Below are 17,358 nucleotides of genomic sequence, written 5' to 3'. Positions count from 1 at the left end.
CTGTAATCCTTCAGTTCGATTCGGCTTGTTCGTCGATGTAGGCGATCAGTTCAGAAGTCGCCGCATCGAGGTCGTCGTTTACCAGCCGTATATCATACTCCATTTTCTGGGAAAGCTCCAGAAGCGCGGTTTTCATTCTCTTTTCGATCACATCTTCCGATTCGGTTCCTCGCCCCCGAAGCCGCGCTTCGAGGACTTCAAGCGAGGGCGGCTCGATGAAGATGAGGTGCGCTTCGGGCATCGAGGCGCGCACCTGAAAGGCGCCCTGCACGTCGATCTCGAGAATGACCTGCTCTCCTCGGGCCACATGCTCCCCTACCGTCTTACGCGGAGTCCCGTATCGGCACCCGTGAACGTTCGCCCACTCGAGCAGCCCGTTTTCGGCTACGAGCCCGTCGAACTCCTCGTCGGATGCGAAAAAGTAATGTACGCCGTCGATCTCGCCGGGCCGGGGCGACCGCGTGGTCACCGATACCGACACCCAGGCGTCTTCGACTGCGTCCAAAAGACGGGCCACCAGCGTGCCTTTGCCGGCACCTGATGGCCCAGATATGACAAATAGATTGCCGTGGCGCATGCGACGCGGTTTAGCCGAGACGCTCCAGCAGGGCAGCCTGCTGACGCTCGCCCAGGCCGCGAAGACGGCGGCTTTCGGCGATCTGAAGCTCCTTCATGATCTTCTCTGCCTTTGCCTTACCGTACCCAGGCATGGTCTCGATGAGAGTGGAGACCTTCATGCGACCGACGACCGGATCGTCTTTCATCCCGAGAACCTTCTCGAGGGTGAGCTTTCCGGACTTCAAATCATCACGAACCTGAGCGCGCTTGATGCGAGCAGCCTTTGCCTTCTCCAAAGCAGCTTGGCGCTCTTCGGGGGTAAGCTGAGGGATAGCCATAATGTTCTCTCCTTCTTCTCCAAAAGCAATTTCGAGATAGTAGCACGCAATCAGGAATTATGCATGGCAAAACGCCTGTTTTTCTTAAAAATTCAGCGCTACAGCACAGTATTTTAGGAATACGGCTGCATATGGGCTGCTTTCGTCGCTCAACCGTTACATTATCCCCTGTACATCAGGTAAATCTAACGTATTAACTTCATATTTTCAGCAAGAATCTTCCCAGGGTCAACCAATGATTGCAACGAAACCGGGAAAGCAGCCGAAACCGCCCGTCATCGCTTTCGCTTTCAGAAAAACACGAACAGATGTTTCACGTGAAACATCTGTTCTGATCCATGCGAATTTGCGGCGTCGATGCGCCCGCACCGCCCGCCTTAAAGCTCTGCGACGATACGCTCGAATGCGGCAGCCGGATCGTCGGCTTGGGTGATCGGGCGGCCGATAACGATATGCGAAGCGCCGGCGGCAAACGCCTCTGCCGGCGTCGCCACGCGGCTTTGATCGCCCCTCTCCGAACCGGCAGGACGAACCCCGGGGGTAACGATATACGCGTCGGGTCCGAGAAGCTCCCGCAGCTCCGCAGCCTCCTGCGGCGAAGCGACCACGCCGGAGATCCCTGCGATCTTCGCCTGTTCGGCAAGCACGGCAACCTGATCGGCAACCGAACGGCTCACGCCGATTTCGCGGAGACCTTCCTCGTTCATGCTCGTAAGCACGGTAATGCCCAAAGTCACCGGAACCTCGAACCCGTACTCTTCGGCCGCCCGCTCGGCACCCTTCTGGGCGGCACTCATCATGTCGACGCCTCCCACGGTGTGCATCGTGAGCATGTCGGCACCATTGCCCGTCGCCGACGCCGCTGCACCTTCCACCTGATGGGGAATATCGTGGAACTTCAAGTCGAGAAACACCTTGAATCCGCGCTCTTTGAGCGCGTAGACGATTGCGGGGCCGTTCGCGTAGAACAGCGTCATGCCCACCTTGAGCCACGTCGCCTTGCCCTGTAGCTTATCCGCAAGGTCGAACGCCTCATCGATTCCGCAGTCGAGCGCGACGATAACCCGCTCGCGTGTCGGAATGCTTTCGAACGAACTTAACACTGCAGTGCTCCTATCAATTCGGTAATGCTCTCTACACCCTGTTGTTCGCAATAATACTCCATGCCGGCGAGAACATCGAGCGTCGCGGTCGGGTTCATGAAATTCGCCGTACCGACCGCCACCGCCGTCGCGCCTGCCAGCATGAACTCGATCGCATCGGTTCCGGTTGAGATGCCTCCCATTCCGAGCAAGGGAATGCTCACGGCACGATGGGTCTCGTACACCATACGTAGCGCAATCGGCTTGATCGCAGGCCCCGAAAGCCCCCCGACGACACGGGCGAGCCGAGGTCGCCTCGTACGTGCGTCGATGGCCATCCCGAGTACGGTGTTGATGAGCGAGAGCGCATCGGCTCCCGACGCCTCGGCGGCGCGGGCGATCTCGGTGATGTCGGTTACGTTGGGCGTAAGCTTGACGACGAGGGGTCGCTGGGTGGCTTTACGGCAGCGCGATACGACCGCTTCGACGCTCGCCGTCTCGCATCCGATGGTCATGCCGCCAGCGTCCACGTTCGGACACGATATGTTCACTTCGTACGCATCGACCGAAGCGCCTTCAAGGGCTTCGATAACCTGCACGTACTCGTCGAAGCTATGCCCCGAGACGTTTACGATAACCGTAGCTCCCCGATCTGCCAGCCACGGCAGATCGCACTCCTTGAGATGCCCGACACCCGGATTCTGCAATCCGATCGAGTTGAGCATGCCCGAAGGGGTCTCCGCTATGCGCGGACTGGCATTGCCCTCCCAGCCGTTGAGGGACACGCCTTTTGTCGTAACGGCTCCGAGTGCGGCGACATCGACGAAATCGCCGTATTCGCGGCCTGCGGCAAACGTTCCCGACGCAACGGTGACCGGGTTTTTCATCGCGAGGCCGCCGAGGTTGACGCCCATANCCCGACGGGCCCGATGAGCTCAGCGCCCTCGTCGCCTTCCGTCAGCCGGGTCATGCGCTCGCTGCCCGCCCCCACCGCCTGATAGAGGATCTCTACGGTTCCGGCTTTCGCATCGCGTGCATAGACCGAGAACGGACGCCGCATGATGTGCGCCTCCATTCCCGGGATCTTCATATGCACGAACTGCCCCGGTTCGATGCATTGCGCAATTCCCGGCGACTCCAGGATCATGACATACAGGTTCGGACCGACGCATTCGTTTTCGAGAATGCGCACCCGTTCGTTGATGAGAGCCACGGACATCCTTCCATCCAACCGCCAGCGCACAGCGGCGAAGATCACTTATCTTTCCAATTGTAGCATCACGATAAACGAGCGGGCGTTCGACAAGCCGCAGCATCAAAGAAAAGACCCAAACGGATGCACGCGCCGTAAAATCGTCCTCGCAGCAGCCTGTTCGACAAGACGGCCGGGCGCCGCCAAGAGAGGATCGAACCGTCCGCGAAATCGATGCAGCAGCGCGGCCGCCCGTATACGCCGAAGGAGCCCGCCCCCGAGGGTCCGAGCTCCTTCAGTACGCGAATCAAGCCGCTACGACGCGTGCGCCCGCAGCGCTCGCCTTTTAATCCCATTGAGGAAGATCCTGCAGCGCGACGATGTCGAGACCGTCGGCGCGGGACACCTCCATGCCGGTCACCATAGCCTGCGCGCCGGCCAGGTTCGTCACCTGGGTGATGCCGTGCTTGACGGCCTCGAGGCGCAGCTCGTAGCCGTCGGCGCGCGTCGCGTGGCCGAACGGGGTGTTGATCATAAGGGATATCTCGCCGTTGGCGATAAGATCGCTCACGTTGGGCTCGCCCTCGTGGATCTTCTTCACTTCCTCGCACTCGACACCCGCGGCCCGAAGCGCACGCGCGGTGCCGCCCGTGGCGACCACCTTGAAGCCGAGGCGCACGATGTCGCGCGCGATCGAAACGATGGAGCGCTTGTCGCGGTCGCACACGCTGATGAACACGGTGCCGCCTTCGGGCAGCGCGTAGCTGATGGCCAGCTGGGTCTTTGCGAACGCGACCGGGAAGTTGCGGGCGATGCCCATGACCTCGCCGGTAGACTTCATCTCGGGGCCGAGCACCGTATCGGCGCCCGGGAACCGGCCGAACGGCATGACCGCTTCCTTCACGCTGAAGTGCTCGAGGCGGCGATCGTCGGGCGGCAGGCCCAAGTCCGCGATCTTCTCGCCCGCCATGATGCGCGCGGCGAGCTTGGCGAGCGGCACGCCGGTGGCCTTCGAGGTGAACGGCACGGTGCGGCTCGCCCTCGGGTTCGCTTCGATCACGTAGATGACCTGATCCTTGATGGCGAACTGTATGTTGATGAGGCCGACGACGCCTAGGCGCAGCGCAAGACGGCGCGCAATCGAGCGCAACTGGTCCTGAACGGCCTCCGAGAGCGCGAACGGAGGCGTACAGCAGGCGGAATCGCCCGAGTGGATGCCCGCCATCTCGATGTGCTCGAGCACGCCGCCCACGTACACCCGCTCGCCATCGCAAAGTGCATCGAGGTCGACTTCCACCGCGCCCTCGAGGAACCGGTCGAGGTACACCGGGTGGTCGGGCGAGATCTTGGCGGCCTCGGCCATGTACTTCTCGAGCTGGGCGCCGTCGTAGACGATGGCCATACCGCGCCCGCCGAGCACATAGCTCGGGCGCACGAGCAGCGGGAAACCGATCTGGTCGGCAACCGTGCAGGCCTCTTCGAACGTGGAGGCCATACCCGCAGCCGGATACGTGATCGACAGCTCGTCGAGGATCGCCGCGAAGCGGTCGCGGTCCTCGGCGAGGTCGATCGCCTCAGGGCTCGTTCCCATGATGGGCACGCCCGCATCGGCGAGCGCGTTGGCGAGCTTCAGCGGCGTCTGGCCGCCGAGCGTGACGACCACGCCGTCGGGCTGTTCGACGTCGACGATGTCCATGACGTCCTCGAACGTGAGCGGCTCGAAGTAGAGTTTGTCGGACGTATCGTAGTCGGTCGAAACCGTTTCGGGATTGCAGTTCACCATGATGGTTTCGAACCCGGCTTCGTGAAGCGCGTAGCTTGCGTGCACGCAGCAGTAGTCGAACTCGATGCCCTGCCCGATGCGGTTCGGCCCCGCGCCCAAGATCATGGCGCGCCGTTTGGTCTTGGGCGCAACCTCGGTCTCATCGGCATCGTAGGTCTTGTAGTGGTAAGCGGTCGTACTCGGGAACTCGGCGGCGCAGGTGTCGACGGTCTTGAACGCCGGCTTCACGCCGAGCATCTTGCGGCACGTGCGCACGGTCGTCTCGTCGGATCCGGTCAGATGCGCGATCTGCACGTCCGAGAGTCCCATGCGCTTGAGCACCCGAAACGCGTCGGCGTCGAGCTCGTCGAGGTGCACACCCCGCAGGTTCTCTTCAACGCGCACGATGTCGGCCATGCGGGAGACGAAGAACGGATCGATGCCCGTAGCCCCGCTCACCTGCTCGACCGTCCATCCGCGCCTGAGCGCTTCGGCCATGTAGAAGATGCGATCCTGCGTGGGCCTGCCCACGAGGTCGCTGAAATCGTCCTCGTCGAGAATTTCGAGACACTTGCCGTCGGCGTTGAGGCCCGCGCGCCCGTTCTCGAGCGAACGCATGGCCTTGCCGAGCGCCTCCTCGAACGTGCGCCCGATGCTCATGATCTCGCCGACCGCCTTCATGCGGGTCGACAGCGTATCGTCGGTGCCCTGGAACTTCTCGAACGCGAAGCGCGGCACCTTGACCACGCAGTAGTCGATGGAGGGTTCGAAGCACGCGGGGGTGGCCTTCGTGATGTCGTTCACGATCTCGTCGAGCGTGTAGCCGACGGCCAGCTTCGCAGCGGCCTTGGCGATGGGAAATCCCGTCGCCTTCGAGGCGAGCGCCGAGGAGCGCGACACGCGCGGATTCATCTCGATGACGATCATGCGGCCGTTTTCGGGATTGACGGCGAACTGCACGTTCGAACCGCCCGTCTCGACGCCGATCTTCTCGAGGATGGCAAGTGATGCCGCCCTCATGCGCTGGTATTCGACGTCGGAAAGCGTCTGCGCGGGAGCGACCGTAATCGAATCGCCCGTGTGCACGCCCATGGCGTCGAAGTTCTCGATGGAGCACACGATGATGCCGTTGCCGGCGTGGTCGCGCATGACCTCCATCTCGAATTCCTTCCAGCCCTCGATGCTCTCCTCGACGAGCACCTCGCCCGCGGGGGAAAGCTCGAGGCCCTGCCCCACGATGGCAACGAGTTCGTCGCGGTCGTGGGCTATGCCGCCGCCGGCGCCGCCGAGCGTGAACGAGGGGCGCAGCACAACCGGATATCCGAGCGTATCGACGATCGATTCCGCATCGGCGATCGAATAGGCGTATCCCGACCGCGCCGTCTCGATGCCGAGTTCGGCCATGCAGTCGTTGAAGAGCTTGCGGTCCTCGCCGCGCTCGATGGCCGCAAGGTCGCAGCCGATCATCTCGACGTCGTATTTCTCGAGCACGCCCGACCGGGCGAGATCGACCGCCGCGTTGAGGCCCGTCTGCCCGCCGAGGGTGGGCAGAAGCGCATCGGGCCGCTCTTTCTCGATGACCTTCTCGACGAACTCGGGCGTGATGGGCTCGACATAGGTACGGTCGGCAAGACCCGGGTCGGTCATGATGGTGGCCGGATTCGAGTTGACGAGAACCACCCGGTACCCATCGGATTTGAGCACTTTGCAAGCCTGGGCTCCCGAATAATCGAACTCGCAGGCCTGGCCGATGACGATGGGACCCGAACCGATGACGAGAATCGTCTTGATGTCTTCGCGCTTCGGCATGCCTACCGCCCCCCTTCCGTCATCGCCGGCTTCACTTCGATTGTCTCGGTTACGTCGCCGAACGTCCAGCCTGCAAGACGGTCCGCCGCAATATCGATATCGAGGTAGTCGTCGCGCCCGTCCATGAGGCGCCCGAACGCCGTGAAAAGGTAGTGGGCGTCGGTGGGCCCGGGTGAAGCCTCGGGATGGTACTGCACCGAGAAAGCGGGTATGTCCAGAAGCGCGATGCCCTCGGCAGTACCGTCGTTGAGGTTCACGTGCGTAAGTCGGATGCGGCCGAACTTCTCGTTCTGGACGACGGGCGCAATGCGCGAGCGCGCCCAGAAGCGCAGATCCTCTTCGTGGCCTTTGAACCCGCCCGAAAGCTCGGGCACGAGGGTGCCGAGGCTCGGGAACAAAAGCCCGAACCCGTGGTTCTGCGCGGTTATCTCGACGCGGCCCGTCAAAAGGTTCATAACCGGATGGTTACCGCCGCGGTGGCCGAATTTGAGCTTCTCGATCTCGGCGCCGGCTGCTTTGCATATCATCTGGTGCCCGAGGCATATTCCGAAGACAGGCACTTTGCCCAATAGTTTTTCAACCTGCGTGTACGTCCCCTCAACGGCTTCGGGGTCGCCCGGTCCGTTCGACAGGAACACGCCGTCGGGATCCATGGCGAGCACCTCTTCTGCGGGCGTATCCCACGGCACCGCCACAACCGAGCAGCCTGCGCGCAGGAGGTTCTCGAGAATGGAGCGCTTCGCCCCGCAGTCGTATGCCACGACCTTATGGCGACGCTCGCTGGCGGAAGACACGGCGAACGCCTGGCTTTCCGGAAGGTCGTCGAATTCGTAGGTCTTCTCGCACGATACGGTGGCCGCAAGGTTTAGACCCACGATCGATTCGCTCGCCCGAACCTTCGCAAGCAAGCTCGCCTCGTCGGTGTCGAGCGTTGAGAGCACGGCTCGCTGGGCGCCGTGATCGCGAACGTGGCGTACGAGCGCGCGGGTATCGACGCCTTCGATGGCTACGACGTTTTTCTCGCGCAGGTAGTCGGGCAGGCTCTTCGTGCTACGCCAGTTCGAAGGCGTCGTGCAGAGGTCGCGCACCACAAGGCCCCGCAGCGCCGGCTTTTCGGACTGCGCATCCTGCACGTTCACACCGTAATTGCCGATCTGGGGATAGGTCATCGTGATAATCTGACCCGCGTACGAGGGGTCGGTGATCACCTCGAGATACCCTTCGAGCGAGGTGTTGAAGCATATCTCGCCGAACACCTCCCCGTCGGCCGCACATGACGAGCCCCGAAACACTGCCCCGTCTTCCAAGACGAGCAACGCCGGTACTCCGCACGGCTTCGAGGTCCCCCGTAGCAACCGTTCGCTCATTTCACTCAAAATGCTTCCTTCCGTTCGGGCACCCTGCCTATAAAAAAACGCCCATGGGACGCGGGCGCATGAATGCATCATAGGTTGTGGTGCGCGCCTTGTCGGTCTCTCTGAACCGCCCTTAAAGGTCGTGGGTAAGTATACTCCTATCGTGCGTATCGATAAGCAGAAATGCAATTTTTACAGGTATTCGCACAGTTTTATGCAAAATTAAGATTCGAGCGGCAATCCGGGGCTCTCGCGCAGCCCGCACACTCGGCGTCCCGCCGAGCCGAGCGCATCGGCATGACGTGTGCGGCCGCCCTAAATCCCTCCCCCTAGCGGATGAAACGAGTCCGTACATTGCAAAATCTGACCCATTCGCCCATACTTTCGCGGAGGAAGACACATCCCGCCCGACACCGGCCGCGCAAGCGCAGCGCCTGTCTTGCGGATGCCCGTCCATACCGAACCATCCGATCGAGAGGAGCTTTCATGGCAAAGATTCGCGAAGAGTACGTGGACTTCAAGGGCTTCAAAACCTATTGCAAGATCGTTGGAGAAAACGACCCGGGCAAAAAAACGCTGCTCGTGCTGCACGGCGGCCCCGGCGATTGCCACAACTACCTTCTGACCTATGCCGATCTGGCCGACAAGTACGGGCGCCAGGTGGTGTTCTACGATCAAATCGGATGCGGGAAATCCATGATTCCCCATCAGGACGACGATTTCTACAACTACGATCTGTGGGTCGACGAGTTCTACGCCGTCCGCGAGGCGCTCGGGCTCGACGATATCCACCTGTTCGGCAACTCATGGGGCGGCATGCTCGGCATGCTCTGCATGATGAAAGACGATACCGGCGTGAATTCGTTCGTCATCAACTCCTCCCCCGTGCGCATCGCCACGTGGCTTTCCGAGGCAAACCGCCTGATCAAATACATGCCCGAGGAGATGCAGCAGGCCATCGCCGAAGCGGAGCGCACCGGCGATTACGAAACGCCCGCAGCCAAAGCCGCCTACGACGAGTACTACAAGCGTCACGTTGTGGGCCTCTACGAGAAGGACTACCCCGATTTCATCCAGGCCTCGTTCGACGGCGTGGGCGAGTGCTACATGATCATGCAGGGCGCAAGCGAGTTCGTTGTCACGGGCAAGATGAAAGATTGGGATATCCGCGAAGAGGTAAAGAACATCAAGGTGCCGTGCATGGCCCTTTCGGGCACCGATGACGAGGGTACTCCGCTCGTCATCAAGGAGGGAGTCGATCTCATCCCCAATTGCGAATGGACGCTCATCCAAGGTGCGCCGCATATCGCCAACGTCACGCATCCCGAGGAATGCCTCACCGCCGTTGAGAATTTCATCAGCCGCTTCGAATAACCTCCCGCAGGCTCCGAATAGGCTCTCGGCACATATACGCAATCCTTCAAGGGCGCTCCTTCGGGATGCGCCCTTTTTTCTGCCGGTCATCGCCCCGGGGTCTTTTTCCGGAGAAACGCAGAACCCCGCTGGCCGTCAGAAAGCCTCTGATCCTTGTCAACACCGATTTCCGCTTCGATTTTATCGATCAGCTCTTGCTGAGAGTGAACCTCGAGCTTTCTGTACAAACTGCGGCAGTGCGTTTTCACCGTATCCTTGGTCACGCAGAGCCTTTCGGCGATAAACGACATGTTGCGGCCACGGGCGAGCAGCACGAGCACGTCTCGCTCGCGTTCGGTGAGACGGTACCGTCGAGCCACCGCTTCGCAGGCAACCTTGAATGCGCTTGGGCGATCCGTCTCGTTGGGGCGAACGCCGCCCCAATCGCTCCACAGCCGATCGTTGGTCGCAATAAGCAAGCTCGCGAGCATGAGAAGAAAAATGGCCATCGTGCAGAAATCGGCCCGCGAAAGATGCTCGAACCCCACCACCATGCTCGACAGGAAGCCGAGAAGCTGACCGGATATGAGCGCAAGCCCCGATCGGGCGAACACCGTCACACGATCGCCTTTCTTCATCCGTACCAGATACGAGCACAGGGCCCACGTTGTAACCACAACATAATAGTACCCAGCAATGTAAACCACTTCTCCAGCAGTAAAATTGACACCCGACGCATGGCTTACCACTTCGGTAAGCCGAAACCCCGTATCGGAGGCAAGAATCAAAAACCCTACCGCCATGAGAGGGAACCCCACCACGTAAATGAGTTTGCGGAAGTTCAGCCGCAGCACGCTCGTACCCAACAAAACAATACCAGCCGCCAAAGCGACACCGAAGATGCTCATCAGACCATAAAAGTCCTCAACCGACACGAGGGGAAAGAACGTATTGAGAAAACGCAACGGACAATACGGATCTTCGCATTGCTCGAGCACGATGGTGCTGTAGAGCAGATGGAGAAGCCCGAAGGCCATCCCTTGGACAAGCACGGTAACGTAAAAATGCCATGCACCCGAATGCCCCGGTTCGACGATGCCCTCGCTTTCCGCAGCATCAACCTCCCACCCCGACAAACGACAGGCGAACACCGCGCCCGCCGAAGCAAAGGGCAGAAACGATAGCAGCGTCGTCGCCAAGCTCGTTTCGAACTGGTAGAGAACAGCCGCTAGGGAAAACGATACGAGAAGCGATACGCTCGACACCTTCAGAAGCTTTCGCGGGCCGAGGTCCCCCACGATCGACCCCCATTGCACGAAAAGCCACGCGGCAAGCGCCCCGACAACTACGATTTCAGCATACTCGCTGCCAAGCGTTTCCGTCCCGCTCAATTTGGGTACGTAGGAGACTGCGGCATAGGCCGCCAGCAGCGCCACCGTTATCCTGCTTTCAACGAGACGTCTTCCTCCCGCCGACACCCTTTTCGCCAAAACCAAGACAACGAGAAACGAGAGGGTCGCACTTGCCAGAACGAGCGACCAATACAGCGCATGCCCGGGATTCTCGACTCCCTGATGTACGGGAATATTGGGATTCTGCATAACCGACCAGAACCAGCAGAAAAACAACCCGAGCCCGGCGCATAGCCCAACCGACCGCGCACTGGACCTCGCCACCTTCACCTTGATCCTCTTGTCCATTTCCCTCCCATCGCACTGCCTCCTTGCGCCTATTGTACCCGCGCCCGGGGTGAGAGCCACCCCGAGGTGAAATATTCATCTACCACCGTTGGGGTGAAGCTTTGCCATTCCGCTCGGCGCACACTGCTGGCAAGCTCTGCGGCGAATCCGCCGAGCACGAACCACAAGGAGGAGGAACATGGAACTGAACCGCCGGAGTTTTCTGAAACTGTCAGCCGCCTGCGCGGGAATAACCGCATTGAGCGCTACCGGATGCGCGCCCCAGACGCTTGAGGAAAAGGGCGAAGGCACCGAGGCGCCGAAGCCGTCCGAGTCGCCCATAACCGAAATACGCACGACTTGCGGCAACTGCCATAACGACTGCGGAGTAATCATCAACATCCAGGATGGCGTTATCGCGTCGATCGAAGGCGATCCTGACCATCCATTCAATCAGGGTGCGCTCTGCCCGAAAGGCCAAGCGTTCGTCGACGTCGTCTATTCGCCCGATCGCTTGAAATATCCCATGATACGGGTGGGTGAACGCGGAAGCAACGACTGGAAACGCGTCAGCTGGGATGAGGCGTACGCCTTCATCGGAGAAAAGCTGACCGCAATCAAAGACCAGCACGGCGCACAAACGCTTCTCTACACTAACGGCGCACCCGTACAGAACATCGTCCGCAATGCGTTCTGCGAATTCTATGCGCGGTACGGCACCAATAACATGGTTGGCGCACCGAACCTGTGCTTCGTCCCACGCCTTGTCGCGCTCAAGAGCACCTACGGTTTTCGTGATGAAGAAGACTACAACAACACCGACCTCATCATCTGCTGGGGCGGCAATCCCTTCGCATCGCTTCGCCCCGGTGCCTACATGTGCTATGAAAAGCACGGCAACGCTTCGCCCATTCTCGACGCAAAAGAGCGAGGGGCAAAACTCATCGTCATCGACCCCATCTTTACGGAAACGGCTGCAAAAGCCGACCAGTTCATCCCCATCAAACCTTCAACAGACGGCGCTCTGGCAAACGCCATGGCCAATGTGATCATTTCCGAAGATCTCTACGATCATGATTTCGTCGAAACGTGGTGCCATGGTTTCGACGAGTACAAGATGTGCATCGAGCAGTGCACCCCCGAGTGGGCCGAAGGCATCACCGATGTGCCGGCGGACACCATTCGCGAACTGGCGCGACTGTACGCAACAACCGAAAAAGCCGCCTTGCATGAAGGAAACAGCCTCGCATTGCACAGCAATTGCGTGCAGGCGGTCCGCTCGATCGGATGCCTGCGCGCCATTTGCGGAAAGCTCGACAAAGAGGGCTGCAATGTATGCTTCCCCACGGTGGTCGGACATCCCGTCGCAGTTGAAAATGGTAATCCGACGGGCATGAAAACCACGGTTACCGCCGATGCGGTGAATGTGAACTCAAAACGATACCCAATGTTTCTGAACGGATTGCCCGGCGCGCTCGATGCCATTGAAACGGGCGACCCCTATACGCCGCGCGGTCTCATGGGCTACCACACCAACACCATCATGGCCCAAGGCGATTATCACCGCAACCTCGACTTGCTGAAAACGCTCGACTTCATTTGCTATACCGAAATTTTCATGACCGAAACGTGCCAACAGCTCGCCGATATCGTCCTTCCCGACGTAACGTGGGCGGAACGGTACGACTACCGCACCTATCCCTCTGAAAAAGGAGCCGTCATCGCGCTTCGCCAACCGGCAATCGAGCCCTTGCACGAATGTAAAACCCCTTACACAATGGAGATCGAACTCGCTCGTTTTATGGGAATGGACGAGGGCTATCCCTGGACTACCGATGAGGAGTTCATCGAATACGCACTCAGTCCGAGCGGCCTAACCCTGGCTGACTATCAAGACAATCCGGTTCAAATCGTGGGGACACATGAGTATCGCAAATACGAAACGGGCGGTTTGCGCCCCGATGGCGAGCCTGGATTCGACACGCCGAACGGAAAAGTTCTTCTCTACAACATCCCCTTCGAGAAAAACGGTTACGACCCCTTGCCCAATTACGTTCCGGGATTCGGCACGCCCGAGGGAAGTCCCGAGCTAGCCGAAAAATACCCTCTCGTGGGAACGAATCGGCGCACCGTTCACTACGTGCACTACAAGTACCGCAACAACCCCTATCTGCTCGAAAACCATCCCGAGCCTGAACTGAGTTTGAACCCCGCCGACGCCGAAGCGCGAAGCCTCAGAGACGGAGACGCCGTAAAGGCCTTCTCCCACCGCGGGGAAGCATATTTCACCCTGCGCGTTTCGGAGAGGGTCAAACCCGGCGTTGCATGGGTCGACGGCGGCTGGGGCAACCCGTGGGACAAGCCCGACAGCAACATGAACGCGCTTGTCGACAACGTTGCACGCGACCCTATTTCCCAATCCCCCGATATCTCATCGTTTCTCATGGAAGTTGCAAAAGCATAACGTCTTCGAGCAAAGCAAGGAGTTGATCTCATGGCTCGTTTAGGAATGGTCATCAATTTGGATCGGTGCATCGGCTGCCACGCCTGCTCCGTCGGATGCGCAGTGTCTCGCGGCCTACCCGCCGACGATCGCTGGTCCCATGTCAAAGAATTCTCATCTGGAACATTTCCCGATCTGGAAATAACGTATCTTCCCACGCTCTGCATGCAGTGCGAAAAACCTCTCTGCATGGCGGTCTGTCCAACCGGTGCAACGAAAATAGACGAAGACGGCATCGTCACGGTAGATGCAGACGAATGCATCGGATGCGGCTCATGCGAGACCGCATGCCCATACGGAGCACGCACCGTTATCGACAGCGTTGACTCCAATCACGGGGAAGCGGGGCCGACCGAACACGAAGCGCACCACTTCGTCGCCCACAAAGTCGGCGTAGCCGAAAAATGCACGTTCTGCGCCGACCGCAGATCGCTCGGTGAGGAGCCCCTCTGCGTAAAGACCTGCGTAGCGGATGCCCGCGTTTTCGGCGATCTTGACGACGAGTCTTCAGAGGTATCCAAGCTCGCAGCCCAGGGAAAGGCTCTCCTTGAATCGGAAGGCACCATCCCCGCAGTCTATTACCTCTACAGCGGCAAGAACGATCTGGACGAAGTTTTTTCCTCGTAAAGCAAGGCAGGCCGCCGGCCTGGCGTAAAGCCGGCGGCCTGCCGCGTAATCGCACGTTCGACGAGCACAAGATTGCAGCACCGATGCGGGCGGGCGAAAGCGAAAGGAGTACATCATGGAGAGTCTTACCAGGCGGAGTCCGAACCCGGCATCCAGCGACAATGAAAACACCTTCACCGAGCTTTCATGCGAACGAGCAGCCGTATACGGATTGCTCGCCCGGCTATGCCGAGAAGAGATAGACCGCGCAACCTTCGACGAGCTGAAGCGCTTCCAAAATCAATCGCCGCGAAACGACGATGCCATAGGCAGAGGCCTTGAGCTTATCGGTTCGTACGTCAACGCTGAAAACGAATGCGAAAACGATCGGCTGACCGAGCTGGCCGTCGACTTCGCACGCGTTTTCATTGGGCATGGAACAGATGGCCATTCAGCCGCATATCCGTACGAATCGGTGTATACGTCGGACAAGAGGCTCATAATGCAACAAGCACGTAAGGATGTTGCGGGGATATACGCTTCATACGGGGTCAAAACGCGATCCTCTTGGGGAGAAGGCGAAGACCACCTTGCTACCGAACTGGAGTTCATGCAAATCCTCTGCCTGAAAACGGATGGGAGCGCAGAAGCCTTCATCAAGCAGAAAGACTTCCTCGACGCGCACCTCATGAATTGGGTTCCCCTTATGGCAAACGATATAAGGCGCTTCGCCAGAACGGACTTCTATCGCGGATTCGCCTATATGCTCGAAGGATTTCTCTTCCTCGACGATGAATTCTTAGCCGACGCTGCGGCCGCTTAAACCCCTCGTCCGAAAAGCACAACGGGTCGAGGCGGCAAGCGTCCTCGACCCGTTGCAAAAATCAGGCTCAGGCCTCTTATTCGGCGATTGCACCGTCTTCCAGGGTTGCGTAGCCGCCCACGAACACGTCGGTCGCACGCCCTTTGAGTTCTTCGCCGATGAATCCGGAATTGGTGGCTTTCGAGAGGAAGTCCGCAGCGTCCACCGTCCATTCGACCTCGGGATCGATGACCGTCAGGTCGGCCGTGCTCCCAGGCTCGATCGCCACGCGCTCGACGCGCAGGATCGCCCGCGGGTTCACGCTCATAAGCTCGATGGCGCGCTCCCAAGAAAGATGCCCGGGATCCACGAGGTTCGTCAGCACGAGCGCAAGCGAAGTCTCGAGGCCGATCATGCCGAACGGCGCGATCTCGAACTCGCAGTTCTTCTCCCAAGCAGTATGCGGCGCATGGTCGGTAACGATGGCGTCGACGGTGCCGTCGACTACGCCGTCGATAAGCGCGTTGCAATCCTCGGGCGTGCGCAGCGGCGGGTTCACCTTGAGGAAGGTGTTGTAATCGTCGCCGATGGACCATTCGTTCAAGAAGAGATGATGCGGCGTCACCTCGCAGGTAACCGGCAGGCCCTCCTCTTTCGCGGCGCGCACCAGGTCGAGGCCCCGAGCCGTGGTCAGGTGCTGGATGTGCAGCGGGCAGCCCGTCAGACGGCAGAGCGCGATGTCGCGGGCGATCTGGAGTTCCTCGCCCTCGGCGGGCCAACCGAGCATGCCGAGGCGCGTGGAGGCGATGCCCTCGTTCACCTGGCCGTCGCCGACAAGGGCCTCGTCCTGGCAGTGGCTCATGATCACACGGTCGAACATGCTGCCGTAATCCATAACGCGGCGCATCATGCCCGCGTCCTGCACGCCGCGGCCGTCGTCGGTGAAGGCGACGGCGCCGTGCGCCACCATATCGCCCATCTCGGAGAGCGTCTCCCCTTTGAGCCCCTGGCTGCAGGCGCCCGCCACGTGTACGCGGCATTTTCCGACCGCGCTTGCGCGCGCCTGGATGAACTCGACGGCGGTCGCGTTGTCGGTCACGGGCTTCGTATTGGGCATGCAGCAGACTGCCGTGAACCCGCCATGGGCCGCAGCCCTCGTGCCGCTCGCGATGTCCTCTTTCTGCTCGAATCCGGGCTCGCGCAGATGAACGTGCATATCGACCAGGCCCGGGACGACGATTTTGCCCGCCAGATCCTTCTCGACACCCTTCTCGATGGACAGGCCTTGGCCGACCTCGACGATCTTCCCGTCGCGGATCGCGATATCGGCAACTTCGTTCAACCCGACCTGCGGGTCGATCACATGGGCGTTCTTAAGCAGTAAGGCCATCTTCGCTCCCTCCCAGAAGTAGATACATCTCGGCCATGCGGGTGAGAATGCCCGCGTAGACCTGATCGAGGATAACCGACCGGTTCGGATGGTCGGCCATGTAGCTGTCGAGCTCTACGCCGCGGTTGATCGGGCCCGGATGGCAGATGAGCGCGTCGGGCTTCATGAGCGGCTCGCGGTCCTTGGTGAGGCCGAAGAGCTGGTTGTACTCGCGCAGGCTCGGATACGGCGCGCCTTCGAGGCGTTCGCGTTGGATGCGCAGCATGTAGACCACGTCGAGCTCGGGCAACGCCTCATCGAGGTTAGAGGTCACATGATCCGCACCGAGCACGTCGGGGCGTGCGGGCATGAGCGTAGGAGGAGCGATGACGGTCACCTCGCAGCCCATGATCTTGAGCGCGGGGATGAGCGATCCGCACACGCGCGAATGCCCGATATCGCCTACGACGCCAACCTTGAGACCGGCAAGATCGCCCTTCTTCGCCCAGGTGGAGTACAGGTCCAAAAGCGCCTGGGTGGGATGCTGGTGCTTGCCGTCGCCCGCGTCGATCACGTGCGCGCCCGACACGTCGGCGATGAGCCGCGGCACGCCCGCATGCTTATCGCGCACGATGACCATGTCGATCTTGTAGGAGCAGAGCGTCTCCACCGTGTCGACGAGGCTCTCGCCCTTGACCGCCGAGGTGGACGATCCGCCGAAGTTCAGGCTGTCGCACGAAAGGCGCTTCTCGGCGATCTCGAACGACGAGCGCGTGCGGGTGGAAGGCTCGTTGAACATGTTCACGACCGTGAAGCCCTTGAGCGTGGGGACCTTTTTAATCTTTCGCTCGTTGACCTCGCGGAACTTCACGGCGGTTTCGAGGACGAGCATGATGTCATCGGCGGAATACTCCGTGATGTCGATAAGATGCCTATGGTTGAACGCCACG

General features: G+C 60.1%; 14 protein-coding genes. 4 read left to right on the top strand and 10 right to left on the bottom strand.

Annotated features, from left to right (window positions below; genetic code table 11):
* Nucleotides 1-10: 10 nt before the first annotated feature.
* The 7 genes from gmk to carA form a co-directional block, all read right to left on the bottom strand.
* Nucleotides 11-577, bottom strand: coding sequence for a guanylate kinase (gene gmk / locus C1722_RS03695; protein WP_102378046.1), 567 nt, complete (start codon nt 575-577; stop codon nt 11-13).
* Nucleotides 578-587: 10 nt separating this feature from the next.
* Nucleotides 588-896 (bottom strand): integration host factor, actinobacterial type, encoded by a 309-nt coding sequence (mihF, locus tag C1722_RS03690; protein WP_102378045.1) that lies wholly within the window; start codon nt 894-896, stop codon nt 588-590.
* Nucleotides 897-1,273: 377 nt separating this feature from the next.
* Nucleotides 1,274-1,999, bottom strand: coding sequence for an orotidine-5'-phosphate decarboxylase (gene pyrF, locus C1722_RS03685; RefSeq protein ID WP_102378044.1), 726 nt, complete (start codon nt 1,997-1,999; stop codon nt 1,274-1,276).
* Nucleotides 1,993-2,892: a dihydroorotate dehydrogenase gene (locus C1722_RS03680; RefSeq protein ID WP_102378043.1), complete on the bottom strand. Its 900-nt coding sequence runs from the start codon at nt 2,890-2,892 to the stop codon at nt 1,993-1,995. Before C1722_RS03680 ends, pyrF begins: the two co-directional genes overlap by 7 nt.
* The gene (locus tag C1722_RS03675) at nt 2,862-3,125 is read right to left on the bottom strand and encodes a ferredoxin reductase domain-containing protein (protein ID WP_425319365.1); all 264 of its coding nucleotides are present in this window, start codon (nt 3,123-3,125) and stop codon (nt 2,862-2,864) included. The genes C1722_RS03680 and C1722_RS03675 overlap by 31 nt, the downstream gene beginning before the upstream one ends.
* A gap of 391 nt (nt 3,126-3,516) precedes the next feature.
* A complete protein-coding gene (gene carB / locus C1722_RS03670) occupies nt 3,517-6,741 on the bottom strand; it encodes a carbamoyl-phosphate synthase large subunit (RefSeq protein ID WP_102378042.1) in 3,225 nt (1,074 codons plus the stop codon).
* A gap of 2 nt (nt 6,742-6,743) precedes the next feature.
* On the bottom strand, nt 6,744-8,117 hold the full coding sequence (gene carA, locus C1722_RS03665; protein WP_102378041.1) for a glutamine-hydrolyzing carbamoyl-phosphate synthase small subunit: 1,374 nt from the start codon (nt 8,115-8,117) through the stop codon (nt 6,744-6,746).
* A 465-nt stretch (nt 8,118-8,582) separates the two neighbouring features.
* Here carA and C1722_RS03660 point away from each other — a divergent pair, with 465 nt between their 5' ends.
* Nucleotides 8,583-9,470, top strand: a complete 888-nt coding sequence (locus C1722_RS03660) for a proline iminopeptidase-family hydrolase (protein WP_102378040.1) — start codon at nt 8,583-8,585, stop codon at nt 9,468-9,470.
* 86 nt (nt 9,471-9,556) lie between these two features.
* On the opposite strand, the gene C1722_RS03655 is transcribed toward C1722_RS03660, so the two are convergent.
* Complete coding sequence (locus C1722_RS03655) at nt 9,557-11,149, bottom strand: helix-turn-helix transcriptional regulator (RefSeq protein ID WP_102378039.1); 1,593 nt, start codon at nt 11,147-11,149, stop codon at nt 9,557-9,559.
* A 178-nt stretch (nt 11,150-11,327) separates the two neighbouring features.
* Between C1722_RS03655 and C1722_RS03650 the strand changes: the two genes are divergently transcribed.
* The 3 genes from C1722_RS03650 (at nt 11,328) to C1722_RS03640 (ending at nt 15,060) form a co-directional block, all read left to right on the top strand.
* A complete protein-coding gene (locus C1722_RS03650) occupies nt 11,328-13,592 on the top strand; it encodes a molybdopterin-containing oxidoreductase family protein (RefSeq protein WP_102378038.1) in 2,265 nt (754 codons plus the stop codon).
* Between the two features lie 30 nt (nt 13,593-13,622).
* On the top strand, nt 13,623-14,258 hold the full coding sequence (locus tag C1722_RS03645; RefSeq protein ID WP_102378037.1) for a 4Fe-4S dicluster domain-containing protein: 636 nt from the start codon (nt 13,623-13,625) through the stop codon (nt 14,256-14,258).
* 115 nt (nt 14,259-14,373) lie between these two features.
* A complete protein-coding gene (locus C1722_RS03640) occupies nt 14,374-15,060 on the top strand; it encodes a TorD/DmsD family molecular chaperone (RefSeq protein ID WP_102378036.1) in 687 nt (228 codons plus the stop codon).
* 76 nt (nt 15,061-15,136) lie between these two features.
* On the opposite strand, the gene C1722_RS03635 is transcribed toward C1722_RS03640, so the two are convergent.
* Together C1722_RS03635 and C1722_RS03630 are read right to left on the bottom strand one after the other, a co-directional pair.
* The gene (locus C1722_RS03635; RefSeq protein WP_102378035.1) at nt 15,137-16,429 is read right to left on the bottom strand and encodes a dihydroorotase; all 1,293 of its coding nucleotides are present in this window, start codon (nt 16,427-16,429) and stop codon (nt 15,137-15,139) included.
* Nucleotides 16,413-17,357, bottom strand: coding sequence for an aspartate carbamoyltransferase catalytic subunit (locus C1722_RS03630; RefSeq protein ID WP_102378034.1), 945 nt, complete (start codon nt 17,355-17,357; stop codon nt 16,413-16,415). Before C1722_RS03630 ends, C1722_RS03635 begins: the two co-directional genes overlap by 17 nt.
* Between the last annotated feature and the right edge of the window lies 1 nt (nt 17,358).

Source organism: Raoultibacter timonensis, assembly GCF_900240215.1.
GTDB classification, from domain to species: Bacteria; Actinomycetota; Coriobacteriia; order Coriobacteriales; family Eggerthellaceae; genus Raoultibacter; species Raoultibacter timonensis.
This window is presented reverse-complemented; position numbering and strand designations above follow the sequence as displayed.

Bases quoted from the DNA above. Each gene is read 5' to 3' on its own strand.
- C1722_RS03650 (WP_102378038.1), top strand. From the start codon at position 11,328: ATGGAACTGAACCGCCGGAGTTTTCTGAAACTGTCAGCCGCCTGCGCG.
- gmk (WP_102378046.1), bottom strand. From the start codon at position 577: ATGCGCCACGGCAATCTATTTGTCATATCTGGGCCATCAGGTGCCGGC.
- C1722_RS03640 (WP_102378036.1), top strand. From the start codon at position 14,374: ATGGAGAGTCTTACCAGGCGGAGTCCGAACCCGGCATCCAGCGACAAT.
- C1722_RS03635 (WP_102378035.1), bottom strand. From the start codon at position 16,429: ATGGCCTTACTGCTTAAGAACGCCCATGTGATCGACCCGCAGGTCGGG.
- C1722_RS03655 (WP_102378039.1), bottom strand. From the start codon at position 11,149: ATGGACAAGAGGATCAAGGTGAAGGTGGCGAGGTCCAGTGCGCGGTCG.
- carB (WP_102378042.1), bottom strand. From the start codon at position 6,741: ATGCCGAAGCGCGAAGACATCAAGACGATTCTCGTCATCGGTTCGGGT.
- C1722_RS03680 (WP_102378043.1), bottom strand. From the start codon at position 2,892: ATGGGCGTCAACCTCGGCGGCCTCGCGATGAAAAACCCGGTCACCGTT.
- C1722_RS03645 (WP_102378037.1), top strand. From the start codon at position 13,623: ATGGCTCGTTTAGGAATGGTCATCAATTTGGATCGGTGCATCGGCTGC.
- C1722_RS03660 (WP_102378040.1), top strand. From the start codon at position 8,583: ATGGCAAAGATTCGCGAAGAGTACGTGGACTTCAAGGGCTTCAAAACC.
- mihF (WP_102378045.1), bottom strand. From the start codon at position 896: ATGGCTATCCCTCAGCTTACCCCCGAAGAGCGCCAAGCTGCTTTGGAG.